At 39.0% G+C, this 12,499-nt stretch carries 10 protein-coding genes; 8 read left to right on the forward strand and 2 right to left on the reverse strand.

Going from position 1 to position 12,499, the window contains the following annotated elements:
- Positions 1-42: 42 nt before the first annotated feature.
- On the reverse strand, positions 43-996 hold the full coding sequence (uvsE, locus tag B5P42_RS04460) for a UV DNA damage repair endonuclease UvsE (protein WP_113733738.1): 954 nt from the start codon (positions 994-996) through the stop codon (positions 43-45).
- 33 nt (positions 997-1,029) lie between these two features.
- Positions 1,030-2,223: a cardiolipin synthase gene (gene cls / locus B5P42_RS04465; protein WP_088031715.1), complete on the reverse strand. Its 1,194-nt coding sequence runs from the start codon at positions 2,221-2,223 to the stop codon at positions 1,030-1,032.
- Positions 2,224-2,554: 331 nt separating this feature from the next.
- On the opposite strand from cls, the gene B5P42_RS04470 reads away from it, so the two are divergent.
- From B5P42_RS04470 to pyrG, 8 genes are all read left to right on the forward strand, one after another.
- Positions 2,555-4,666: a (Fe-S)-binding protein gene (locus B5P42_RS04470; protein ID WP_113733739.1), complete on the forward strand. Its 2,112-nt coding sequence runs from the start codon at positions 2,555-2,557 to the stop codon at positions 4,664-4,666.
- Between the two features lie 9 nt (positions 4,667-4,675).
- Positions 4,676-5,959 (forward strand): acetyl-CoA C-acetyltransferase, encoded by a 1,284-nt coding sequence (locus tag B5P42_RS04475; RefSeq protein ID WP_113733740.1) that lies wholly within the window; start codon positions 4,676-4,678, stop codon positions 5,957-5,959.
- A 49-nt stretch (positions 5,960-6,008) separates the two neighbouring features.
- Complete coding sequence (locus tag B5P42_RS04480) at positions 6,009-6,860, forward strand: 3-hydroxybutyryl-CoA dehydrogenase (RefSeq protein ID WP_002016322.1); 852 nt, start codon at positions 6,009-6,011, stop codon at positions 6,858-6,860.
- Between the two features lie 72 nt (positions 6,861-6,932).
- Positions 6,933-8,063, forward strand: a complete 1,131-nt coding sequence (locus B5P42_RS04485; protein WP_002034888.1) for an acyl-CoA dehydrogenase — start codon at positions 6,933-6,935, stop codon at positions 8,061-8,063.
- Positions 8,064-8,085: 22 nt separating this feature from the next.
- On the forward strand, positions 8,086-9,225 hold the full coding sequence (gene acdA, locus B5P42_RS04490) for an acyl-CoA dehydrogenase AcdA (RefSeq protein WP_002016320.1): 1,140 nt from the start codon (positions 8,086-8,088) through the stop codon (positions 9,223-9,225).
- Between the two features lie 64 nt (positions 9,226-9,289).
- Entirely contained in the window at positions 9,290-9,919 is a 630-nt protein-coding gene (locus tag B5P42_RS04495) for a TetR/AcrR family transcriptional regulator (RefSeq protein ID WP_002034889.1), read from the forward strand.
- Between the two features lie 165 nt (positions 9,920-10,084).
- The gene (rpoE, locus tag B5P42_RS04500; RefSeq protein ID WP_113733741.1) at positions 10,085-10,606 is read left to right on the forward strand and encodes a DNA-directed RNA polymerase subunit delta; all 522 of its coding nucleotides are present in this window, start codon (positions 10,085-10,087) and stop codon (positions 10,604-10,606) included.
- Between the two features lie 257 nt (positions 10,607-10,863).
- Positions 10,864-12,471, forward strand: a complete 1,608-nt coding sequence (gene pyrG / locus B5P42_RS04505; RefSeq protein WP_002016314.1) for a CTP synthase — start codon at positions 10,864-10,866, stop codon at positions 12,469-12,471.
- The last annotated feature ends 28 nt before the right edge of the window (positions 12,472-12,499 follow it).

The raw sequence follows: 12,499 nt of genomic DNA on the forward strand, positions 1-12,499 counted from the left end.
TATAAGAAATACTTTTTGAAAAAAATAGCGCAACGTTACAATTTACCATTGTAATGTTGCGCCTTTTATTCTTTTCACTCCCCTAATAGAAGAGAGCTCTTCTATTAATTGAAGAAGTGCTAAATTCTTTTGTTTACTCTCAATCATAATATCGAAATTATGATCAACTTTTTTTGCGATGTGTAAAAAGGGTTTAATAAACTCTAAATCAATATAATCTGAGTGGGCCCTAAATTCTTTTTCTGATCTAGGAGAAGAAATATGAACTTTAGGAAGGACATTTGTATGTGACCAAGTTTTAAATATCATAGGAAGTAATTCTTCTAGCGGTTCATTACAAAGGTTCGCTATGTGGTGATGATAATCGAACACGAAAGGGATTTTTTCTTTTTGACAAATAGCCAAAGTTTCAGAAGTTGTATATGTTTTATCGTCATTTTCAAGAGTCATTTGTCTTTTTATATGGTAAGGAAGTTTTTGTATGTTTTCATGAAAACGCTCGATTGCCGTCTCCTTATTTCCATATGCGCCACCTACATGGATATTAATGTAGGAAGAATCTGCAATTCCCATAGCATTTAACACGTTATAATGATAGGTCATATCTGTAATTGCATTAGTTGTAATATGTGGTTTGTCGCTTGTAAATAGTGTGAATTGATTGGGATGGAAACTTATGCGCAAATTGTGTTCCTGAATTAATGCCCCTATTTTACGCCAAAGCGGTGCAAATATTTGGATGTAATCAAATTTAACTTCAGGATGTGTTGCAAGCGGGACGATAGAAGATGATAAACGATATAATGGAATTTCGTGTGCAATATTGTAATGAAGGATGCGTATTGTGTGTTCTAGATTTTGCAGTGTAACATTATACAATTTATCTGCACGCTCTTGTTTTTTTAGTTTTTTCCAGCTTGTAAATGTTATTGTTTTGGCAGGCGAACAGTCCCATAATGCCATAGCATGTGAGACATATCCAAATCGAATTATCATATGTGATGCACCTCTTTTGCTCTTGAAATTTCCCTATAAAAAGAACGCGAGTATCGTTCCTATCCATTCCTTTCCTCTACCGATAATGGAGAGAGGGCTGACATCTTCAAAGGAAAGTAATGAGGAGCGTCCCAAATCTTCCTCGAATTTACTTTTTACTTCTTGTATGAAATGTTTATCGTATAAAAGGCAATTGATTTCATGGTTAACATATAAACTTCTCATATCGAAATTAGCAGTTCCAATATCACAAATATGATCGTCTACTATAATAATTTTTGCGTGGAAAAATCCTTGCTGAAAAGCGTAAATATTACAACCAGCTTGTATTAACTTTCGGCAATATGGGAATTTTGCTTCTCGAACGAGGGCGTGATCAGCCTTTTGTGGAACGAGAATGGTTATTTGAACCCCACGTTTTCGCGCTTTTAATAATGCATTCATAATTTTTTTTCCAGGAATAAAATATGGTGTACCGATAAAGAGTTCTTTTTTCGCGCTTTCGATTAAATGTAAAAATGTATTTTGTAAATAGGCACCATCAGTAGGGATGAAACGATGTAGAACGGTCCCTGGTTGTTGCGTAGGAAAATAAAGAGATGAATCTAATAAATTTTGGTCTGTATCGTCGAGCCAATCATGTAAAAATTGTTTTTGTAAATCTTGTATCCCTTCTCCTGTAAGACGTAAATGATAATCTCGCCATAACCCTAACCTTTGATTATGCCCTAAATATTCCTCACCAATGTTAAATCCGCCAATATAACCAATTTCCCCGTCAATAACTGTAATTTTTCTATGGTTTCTTTGATTTGCAGAAAAGAAAGGAAAAGGAAATTTCACTTTGTGACAAAATGAAAAAGAGACACCATGCTTTTGTAGGGAGTACATCGTTTCTTTTGATAAATAATGACTTCCAAACCGGTCGAGTAAAAGTCTTACTTCAATTCCTTCTTGTGCTTTATCGATAAGTAACTTTAAAAACGTACGACTTATGTCATCGTTTTTTACAATGAAAAATAAAACGTGCACATGGTGTTTAGCTTGTTTTATATCAGTAAAGAGAGCATCGTACAGATCATTTCCGTATGTATAAAGGCGAAAATCACTTTGACGTAAAGGGAAAGAACGAGAACGTACACGCTTTAAGTGAACAATTCTCCCATATGAAAGGTCGATTGTAATCCAGAGAGCGCTGCCTAATAACAAGAGAGATAAGAAAAACATAAGTAAATTCCCTCCTTCACGGTCTTTTCACCATCAATTTTTTACAAATCAAAAATTCACTTTATCCCGCTATTTGCAGGCAGCCCGTAAAAGTCCGATTAGTGTGGGTTAATAATCATTGGGTATGAAGAGATCCGCCGATTAAAGTTTCACTTTATAGTTTCACCGAAATAAACAGCTTTATTAAAAAATGTGTTGTTGTATAACAAAAAACTGTTGACTGAATGCTCACTCATTATATAATGGGAATAGGGGATATAATTCAGAAAATTATATATTTTCGAAGATTCTAAAAAAGAAAGAGAGCTTACAAAGAGAGGGGTAGCATAAAATGAATAGCTTACTAATCATTAATTGGCTGGCTGCCATTGCTGTTATTGCTTATGCGGGGTATTTGTTTGTATATCTTATACGAACAAGGATGGCCTACATACAATTAGGAAAAAAGATCGAATTTGACCGTCGTTTTAAAGAGCGTTGGGATCTTCTTAAGGTCAATGTTTTCGGTCAGAAAAAGCTGCTGAAAGATAAAAAGAGCGGCATCATTCACGTTATGTTCTTTTACGGATTTATTCTTGTCCAATTTGGAGCAATTGACTTCGTTTGGAAAGGACTTGCACCAGGATCGCATCTTCCACTTGGACCACTATACCCTGCATTTACATTCTTCCAGGAAATTGTCACACTCGTTATTTTAATTGCAGTCTTTTGGGCTTTTCATAGACGCTATATTGAAAAGCTTGTTCGTTTAAAACGTAATTTTAAATCAGGACTTGTTCTTATCTTTATTGGTGGCTTAATGATTTCTGTGCTACTTGGTAATGGAATGGGAATTATATGGCACGGCGAGGAGCTTTCATGGAGTGAACCGATCGCTTCTGCAATCGCTTACGTTTTCTCGGGATTAAATGAAACCGTAGCCATTTCAGTGTTCTATTTCTCTTGGTGGGTGCATTTACTAATTTTGTTAACGTTTTTAGTTTATGTTCCACAATCAAAACATGCGCATTTAATTGCTGGACCAGTTAACGTGTTTTTTGGTCGTCTTTCAAATCCGGGAAAACTTGAAAAAATTGATTTTGAAGATGAAACACAAGAAACATTCGGTGTTGGTAAAATTGAAGACTTTAGACAAAATCAACTTATCGACTTATATTCTTGCGTCGAATGTGGTCGTTGTACAAATATGTGTCCGGCAACAGGAACAGGGAAAATGTTATCACCGATGGATTTAATTTTAAAACTTCGTGATCATTTAACTGATAAAGGCGCAGCGGTAACATCAAAAGCACCGTGGGTTCCAGTTGTTGCTTTTAATAATACACAAGGAAATCAGTTAGCGATGATGGCAGCTGGAAAAGGACAACAAGAATCAGCGGCTACAGCGCTAGCGTACGACCCAAGTTTAATCGGAGACGTTATTACAGAAGAAGAGATTTGGGCATGTACAACGTGCCGTAACTGTGAGGACCAGTGCCCAGTTATGAATGAGCATGTTGACAAAATTATTGATTTACGCCGCTATCTCGTTTTAACAGAAGGAAAAATGGACGCGGAAGCGCAGCGTGCAATGACAAACATTGAGCGTCAAGGTAATCCGTGGGGACTGAACCGTAAAGAGCGTGAAACATGGCGCCAAGGTGACGATGAAGTAACAGTTCCAACTGTAAAGGAGAAATCAAAAGCTGGCGAAGAGTTTGAATACTTATTCTGGGTTGGATCAATGGGTTCGTATGACAATCGCAGTCAGAAGATTGCGATATCATTTGCGAAGCTAATGAACGAAGCAGGCATTTCATTCGCAATTCTTGGTAATAAGGAAAAGAACTCTGGTGATACACCGCGCCGCCTTGGAAATGAATTTGTATTCCAGGAAATGGCGACTAAAAATATTGAAGAATTTGAAAAAGCAGGAGTGAAGAAAATCGTTACGATTGACCCTCATGCTTATAACACTTTTAAAAATGAGTACCCGGACTTTGGCTTACAAGCAGAAGTCTATCATCATACAGAATTACTAGCCCAGTGGGTGAAGGAAGGTCGTTTAAAACCTGTCCATTCTATTGAAGAGACAGTTACGTACCATGATTCCTGTTACTTAGGAAGATACAACGAAGTATACGAAGCGCCGCGCGATATTCTAAAAGCAATTCCAGGTGTAAACCTTGTAGAAATGGCGCGTAAACGTGAAACGGGAATGTGCTGTGGTGCGGGTGGCGGCCTAATGTGGATGGAAGAAACGACAGGTTCTCGTATTAACGTTGCTCGTACAGAACAAGCGCTAGCTGTACAGCCGTCAATTATCGGTACAGGATGCCCGTATTGCTTAACGATGATTAGTGACGGCACGAAAGCGAAAGAAGTTGAAGAAACAGTTCAAACTTTGGACGTAACAGAGATTTTAGAACGCTCAGTTATCGGACAGAAGAAAGAAGCAATGTAGTTTGTAGGAATGCATTCAAATTTAGAAAGAGGTGCAATACTTGCACCTCTTCTAGGCGCAAGGATACCGAGCGAGCGCTCGGTGCTAAAAAAAGAAATGGGGGAAAGAAACATGAGTAAAACAGTTATTTTAAGTGCTGCAAGAACACCGGTTGGAAAATTTGGAGGAACTTTAAAAGACGTGAAAGCAACAGAGCTTGGAGGAATCGCAATTAAGGCAGCGCTTGAAAGGGCGAATGTTTCCGCTAGTGATGTTGAAGAAGTTATATTTGGAACGGTTATCCAAGGAGGGCAAGGACAAATTCCATCACGCCAAGCAGCAAGAGCGGCCGGCATTCCTTGGGAAGTGCAGACAGAAACAATAAATAAAGTTTGTGCATCAGGGCTTCGCGCAGTTACGTTAGCAGATCAAATTATTCGTACTGGTGATCAATCACTGATTGTAGCTGGTGGAATGGAATCGATGAGTAACAGCCCTTACATTTTACGAGGGGCAAGATGGGGATACAGAATGGGTAACAACGAAGTTATCGATTTAAACGTTGCAGACGGTTTAACATGCGCATTTTCAGGTATACACATGGGTGTTTATGGCGGAGAAGTTGCGAAGGAAGATGGAATCTCTCGCGAAGCACAAGATGAATGGGCATATCGTAGCCATCAACGTGCGGTTTCGGCACATAAAGAAGGGCGTTTTGAAGAGGAGATTGTACCAGTAACAATTCAGCAAAGAAAAGGCGATCCTATCGTCGTGGCTAAGGATGAGGCGCCACGCGGGGATACAACGATTGAAAAATTAGCGAAATTAAAGCCTGTATTTGATAAGACGTCAGCGGTGACAGCAGGTAATGCTCCGGGACTAAATGATGGCGGTGCTGCACTTGTATTAATGAGCGAGGACAGAGCGAAGCAAGAAGGAAGAAAACCATTAGCGACAATTTTGGCGCATACGGCGATTGCGGTAGAATCGAAGGATTTCCCAAGAACGCCAGGTTATGCAATTAATGAATTGCTGAAAAAGACAGATAAGACAATTGAAGACATAGATCTATTTGAAATCAATGAGGCATTTGCGGCTGTAGCAATTGCAAGTACAGAAATCGCAGGGATCGATCCGGAAAAATTGAATGTAAATGGCGGTGCTGTAGCAATGGGGCATCCAATTGGAGCGAGCGGAGCACGTATTATCGTTACACTTATCCATGCACTGAAGCAGCGCGGCGGCGGAATTGGAATTGCTTCTATTTGTAGCGGTGGCGGTCAAGGTGATGCAGTGATGATTGAAGTTCACTAATTAAGATTAGAAGATATATAGTTTATTAACAATTAAGGGGGAAGAAAAAATGAGTGTACAAAAGATTGTTGTAATTGGTGCAGGGCAAATGGGTTCAGGTATCGCACAAGTGTGTGCAATGGCAGGCTATGATGTGAAAGTGCAAGATTTAAAGCAAGAGCAATTAGATAGAGGGCTAGCTGTTATTTCAAAAAATTTAGCCCGCCAAGTAGAAAAAGGCCGTATGAAGGAAGAAGAGAAAGATGCGACTTTAAATCGTCTTACATGGACGCTTGATTTAAATAGTGTCAAAGAAGCTGATCTTATTATTGAAGCAGCTGTTGAAAAAATGGATATTAAAAAGAAAATTTTTGCGAATTTAGATGAAATCGCTCCAGAACACGCAATTTTAGCGACGAATACGTCATCGTTACCTATTACGGAAATTGCAGCGGTAACGAAACGTCCTGAGAAAGTAATCGGCATGCACTTTATGAATCCAGTTCCAGTTATGAAACTCGTTGAAATTATTCGTGGTTTAGCTACAGATGATGCAGTGTACGAAACGATTGAGGATATTACGAAAAAAATCGGGAAAGTGCCAGTTGAAGTAAATGATTTCCCAGGGTTTGTATCGAACCGTATTTTATTACCGATGATTAACGAAGCGATTTATACGTTATACGAAGGAGTAGCGACGAAAGAAGCGATTGATGAAGTAATGAAACTCGGTATGAATCATCCGATGGGACCTCTTACGTTAGCTGACTTTATCGGTTTAGATACGTGTTTATACATTATGGAAGTGTTGCATGAAGGATTAGGAGATAGTAAATATCGCCCATGTCCATTATTACGTAAGTATGTGAATGCAGGATGGTTAGGACGTAAAACGGGTCGTGGTTTCTACGTTTACGAATAAAGGCCTCCCTTTATTGAAGTAGTGGTCTTACCAGATTGTTAAAAAGATATATAGCAAACGGAGGCGAAGTACATGAATTTTCACTTTACTGAAGAGCAACAAATGATGAGGAAAATGGTTCGAGATTTTGCACAGAAGGAAATAGCTCCCTTTGTTCCTAGTATGGAACAAGGGGTGTTCCCGAAAGAGATTTTGCAAAAGATGGGTGAGCTTGGACTAATGGGTATTCCAGCGCCTGCAAAATATGGCGGGGCAGAAATGGATTTTATTTCTTACATTCTAGCAATTGAGGAAATTTCAAAGGTAAGTGCAACGGTTGGTGTAATTTTGGCTGTACATACGTCAGTTGGAATGAATCCGATTTTATACTTCGGAACAGAAGAACAGAAGCAGAAATATGTTTCTAAACTGGCGACTGGTGAATATTTAGGCGCATTTGCTCTAACAGAACCGAATGCAGGATCAGATGCAGGTAGTTTGAAATCAAGAGCTGTAAAGAAAGACGATCACTACATCATTAATGGATCGAAAGTCTTTATTACAAATGGTGGTGAAGCAAGTACATATATCGTCTTCGCGTCTACAAATCCAGATGCGGGGAAAAGCGGGATTTCAGCATTTATAGTAGAGAAAGATACACCAGGCTTAATCATTGGAAAAGATGAGCATAAGATGGGTCTTCTTGGTTCTCGTACAGTGCAACTTACGTTTGAAGATATGAAAGTGCCGGCCGAGAATTTACTTGGTGAAGAAGGACAAGGATTTAAGGTGGCAATGGCGAATTTAGATGTTGGGCGAATTGGAATCGGAGCGCAAGCATTAGGAATCGCGGAAGCGGCGCTTGCATGTGCGATTGATTATGCGAAAGAGCGTGAGCAATTCGGAAAGCCAATTGCGGCGCAGCAAGGACTCGGATTCAAACTTGCAGATATGGCAACAAGTGTAGAAGCATCGCGATTACTTGTATACAGAGCAGCATCGCTAAGAGCACAAGGATTACCATGCGGTAAAGAAGCTTCTATTGCGAAATTATTTGCTTCTAAGACGGCTGTTGAAGTTGCGATTGAAGCGGTGCAAGTATTTGGTGGTTATGGTTATACGAAAGATTATCCAGTAGAAAGATTTTTCCGTGATGCGAAGATCACACAAATATATGAAGGAACGAGCGAAATACAAAAGCTTGTAATTAGTCGAGCTTTATAAAAAGGCAGAGGGGGAGACGGGAATGCATTTTAAATTATCAGAAGAACATGAAATGATAAGAAAAATGGTTCGGGATTTTGCGAGGAATGAAGTAGCACCGACAGCAGCAGAGCGTGATGAGGAAGAGCGATTTGATCGCGCTTTATTTGATCAAATGGCAGAGCTTGGTTTAACCGGTATTCCGTGGCCTGAAGAATACGGCGGAATTGGAAGCGATTACTTGGCGTATGTAATTGCCGTTGAAGAATTATCCCGCGTTTGTGCTTCTACAGGTGTAACGTTGTCTGCACATACTTCACTTGCTGGATGGCCAATTTTTAAATTTGGAACGGAAGAGCAAAAACAAAAGTTTTTGCGCCCAATGGCTGAAGGGAAGAAAATTGGTGCATATGGCTTAACAGAACCAAGCTCTGGATCAGATGCTGGTGGAATGAGGACGACTGCAAAACGAGATGGAGACCATTACATTTTAAATGGTTCGAAAATTTTTATTACAAATGGCGGTATTGCTGATATTTATGTTGTTTTTGCATTAACAGATCCTGATTCGAAGCAGCGCGGCACGAGTGCATTTATTGTGGAGAGTGATACGCTAGGATTTTCGGTTGGGAAGAAGGAAAGTAAGCTAGGGATTCGTTCTTCGCCAACAACTGAAATTATATTTGAAGACTGCCGTATTCCTGTAGAGAATTTACTAGGGGAAGAGGGCCAAGGATTTAAAGTTGCGATGCAGACATTAGATGGCGGCCGTAATGGTATTGCGGCACAAGCAGTCGGTATTGCACAATCCGCTTTAGATGCTTCTGTAGAATATGCAAGAGAACGTCATCAGTTTGGGAAGCCAATTGCGGCGCAACAAGGAATTGGCTTTAAACTTGCGGATATGGCAACGGATGTAGAGGCAGCGCGTCTTTTAACATATCAAGCGGCTTGGCTTGAATCTGAAGGGCTTCCGTATGGGAAAGAGTCAGCGATGTCAAAAGTATTTGCAGGTGATACAGCGATGAAGGTAACGACTGAAGCGGTACAAGTATTTGGTGGTTATGGTTATACGAAAGATTATCCAGTAGAGCGTTATATGCGCGATGCAAAGATTACACAAATATATGAGGGAACACAAGAGATTCAAAGGCTTGTAATTTCTCGTATGTTAACGAAGTAGGAACAAAAGCGTAGGTATTTTCCTACGCTTTTTACTTCCAAAAATAATAGAGAGAGGTGAAGGGATGGTTAAACATAATGTACATGCGTCAGTGAAAGATGAAAAATTAGTTGCGTTAAGACGTGAACAAATGATTAAAGGTGCGGTGCAGCTGTTTAAGCAAAAAGGATTCCCGCGTACAACAACGAGAGAAATTGCGAAAGCGGCTGGATTTAGTATCGGAACACTTTATGAGTATATTCGCACAAAAGATGATGTATTATATTTAGTTTGTGATAGTATTTATGAACATGTAAAAGAGCGGTTAGAGGAAGTAGTGTGTACAGAGAAGGGAAGTATAGAAAGCTTAAAGATAGCGATAATGAATTATTTTAAAGTGATGGATGAATTGCAAGAAGAAGTATTAATTATGTATCAAGAGGTACGTTTTTTACCGAAAGAATCACTCCCATATGTATTAGAAAAAGAGTTTCAAATGGTCGGGATGTTTGAGGATATTTTAGAGCAGTGTACGGAAAATGGGACATTTACACTAAATAAAAAGGAAATACAGCTTCTTGCACATAATATTTTCATACAAGGACAAATGTGGGGATTTAGACGTTGGGCCCTGCAAAAACTGTATACTCTCGAAGAATATACAGAAATGCAAATTAGGTATGTACTGCAAGGAGCACATATGTCTCCGAAATAAAGAATGGACAAATTATAATTTTATTGCCCGTAAATAGCGGGATAAAAGTTTCCCGTTTTTTTTGTAGCATATTTGTGCGACTTTTGTTTATAATGAATAGTATGGATTTTTTTAAGCAGACCGTTATATATAAGCTTATATTTGAAGAAAGGAAGTGCCGCATAAGTGGGTTTTAAGCAATATTCACCAGAAGAGCTAAAAGAATGTTCAATGATTGAAGTTGTACATAGTGTTTTAGGGAATAAAAGACAAGCAACGACATTCAACGAGTTGGTTCAAGAAATCGCTCAAGTGCTGGGACTATCTCAAGGGCAAGTTAATACGAAACTCGCACAATTTTATACAGATTTAAACATCGATGGACGTTTCATTAATTTAGGAGAAAATCGTTGGGGGCTACGTAGCTGGTACCCATATGAGCAAATTGATGAAGAAATTCTGCCTCAGCCAAAACCGAAGAAGAAACGTAAAGTTGAAGAAGACGGTTTTGACGACTACATTGAAGAAGATGATGTAGAAGAAGTAGAAGAAGAAGTAGAAGAAGATGTAGTAGATTTGGACAAAGTTCTTGAAGACGAAGACGCAGATGATGAAGATGATGATCTTGATGATTTAGAAGAAGATAATGAAGACTTCGCAGAAGAAGAACTTGAGTATGATGAAACTGAAGAAGAGGAAGAGCGGTAGTTCTTGACTTTTCATTATCGTCCATGTAGAATCATTTTTGGGCTCTTTAAAAAAAGACGATAATACTTTTAAAGTGTAAATATAAAAGAAAATTGCTCCCTACTTATTACTTTATGTGATGAGGGGAGCAATTTTCTTTTTTGTTTTTTGTTTAGAAAATAAAAAGAGCCTAACAATAAGATAGATACAGTGTTATCTACATACGTTGCGCTTTGCAACGGTGATTATATAACAACGAAGTAGAAGGGAGTATTTTCATGACTAAGTATATTTTTGTAACAGGCGGTGTAGTATCGTCTTTAGGTAAAGGTATTACAGCAGCATCTCTTGGAAGACTTTTAAAGAATCGTGGTTTAAACGTAACTATTCAAAAGTTTGATCCATACATTAACGTAGACCCAGGGACTATGAGCCCCTACCAACACGGTGAGGTATTCGTAACAGATGATGGTGCAGAAACGGACTTAGACCTAGGTCACTATGAGCGTTTTATCGACATCAACTTAAACAAATACAGCAACGTAACAACAGGTAAAATTTACTCTTCAGTTCTTCAAAAAGAGCGCCGTGGTGAATATTTAGGAGGAACAGTTCAAGTTATTCCTCACATTACTAACGAAATTAAAGAACGTGTATATCGTTCTGGTCGCGAAACAAATGCCGACGTTGTTATTACAGAAATCGGTGGAACTGTTGGTGATATCGAGTCTTTACCATTCTTAGAAGCAATTCGTCAAATTAAGAGCGACATCGGTCGTGACAATGTAATGTACATTCACTGTACGTTAATCCCGTACTTAAAAGCAGCGGGTGAAATGAAAACAAAACCAACGCAACATAGCGTTAAAGAGCTTCGCAGCTTAGGTATTCAACCAAATATTATCGTTGTTCGTACAGAACTACCTGTTTCTCAGGACATGAAAGACAAGCTTGCATTATTCTGTGACATCGATACAAAAGCAGTTATCGAAGCACGCGATGCAGATACTTTATATGCGGTTCCATTATCTCTTCAAGAACAAAACATGGACCAAATCGTTTGTGATCACTTGAAGTTAGACAATCCAGCTGCAGATATGACAGATTGGACTGCGCTAGTTAATAAAGTACGTAACCTTTCTAAGAAAACAAAAATCGCTCTTGTTGGTAAATACGTAGAGCTTCAAGATGCATACATTTCTGTTGTAGAAGCGCTTCGTCATGCAGGTTATTCATTCGACACAGATGTAGAAGTGAAATGGGTAAATGCTGAGCACGTAACAGCAGAGAACGTAAAAGAATTAGTTGGCGACACAGATGGTATCCTTGTACCAGGTGGCTTCGGCGATCGTGGTGTAGAAGGTAAAATCGTTGCAATTCAATATGCTCGTGAAAACAAAGTTCCATTCTTAGGAATTTGCCTAGGTATGCAACTTGCATCAATCGAATTCGCACGTAACGTATTAGGATTAGAAGGGGCTAACTCTTCTGAAATTAATCCTGACACACCTTATGCAATCATCGATTTATTACCAGAACAAAAAGATGTAGAAGATTTAGGTGGTACACTTCGCCTTGGTCTATATCCATGTAAGCTTGCTGAAGAAACAAATGCTTACAATGCTTACAATGAGCCGGTTGTATATGAGCGTCATCGTCATCGTTATGAGTTCAACAATCAATTCCGTCCAGATATGGAAAAAGCAGGATTTGTATTCTCTGGTACAAGCCCAGACGGTCGTCTAGTGGAAATTATTGAATTACAAGATCACCCTTGGTTCGTGGCAGCACAGTTCCATCCAGAACTTGTATCTCGTCCAAACCGTCCACAACCATTGTTCCATGACTTCGTAAGTGCTTCTATTACGAATAAAGAGAGCAAGTAATAAAAAAAAGCGCCTGAAATAGGGCGCT

This window comes from Bacillus sp. SRB_331 (assembly GCF_003264175.1).
Classification (GTDB): Bacteria; Bacillota; Bacilli; order Bacillales; family Bacillaceae_G; genus Bacillus_A; species Bacillus_A mycoides.

What these genes read in the sequence shown, in the direction of transcription:
- acdA (WP_002016320.1), top strand. Translation starts at nt 8,086, where the DNA reads ATGCATTTTAAATTATCAGAAGAACATGAAATGATAAGAAAAATGGTT.
- pyrG (WP_002016314.1), top strand. Translation starts at nt 10,864, where the DNA reads ATGACTAAGTATATTTTTGTAACAGGCGGTGTAGTATCGTCTTTAGGT.
- B5P42_RS04470 (WP_113733739.1), top strand. Translation starts at nt 2,555, where the DNA reads ATGAATAGCTTACTAATCATTAATTGGCTGGCTGCCATTGCTGTTATT.
- B5P42_RS04480 (WP_002016322.1), top strand. Translation starts at nt 6,009, where the DNA reads ATGAGTGTACAAAAGATTGTTGTAATTGGTGCAGGGCAAATGGGTTCA.
- B5P42_RS04495 (WP_002034889.1), top strand. Translation starts at nt 9,290, where the DNA reads ATGGTTAAACATAATGTACATGCGTCAGTGAAAGATGAAAAATTAGTT.
- uvsE (WP_113733738.1), bottom strand. Translation starts at nt 996, where the DNA reads ATGATAATTCGATTTGGATATGTCTCACATGCTATGGCATTATGGGAC.
- cls (WP_088031715.1), bottom strand. Translation starts at nt 2,223, where the DNA reads ATGTTTTTCTTATCTCTCTTGTTATTAGGCAGCGCTCTCTGGATTACA.
- B5P42_RS04475 (WP_113733740.1), top strand. Translation starts at nt 4,676, where the DNA reads ATGCATTCAAATTTAGAAAGAGGTGCAATACTTGCACCTCTTCTAGGC.
- B5P42_RS04485 (WP_002034888.1), top strand. Translation starts at nt 6,933, where the DNA reads ATGAATTTTCACTTTACTGAAGAGCAACAAATGATGAGGAAAATGGTT.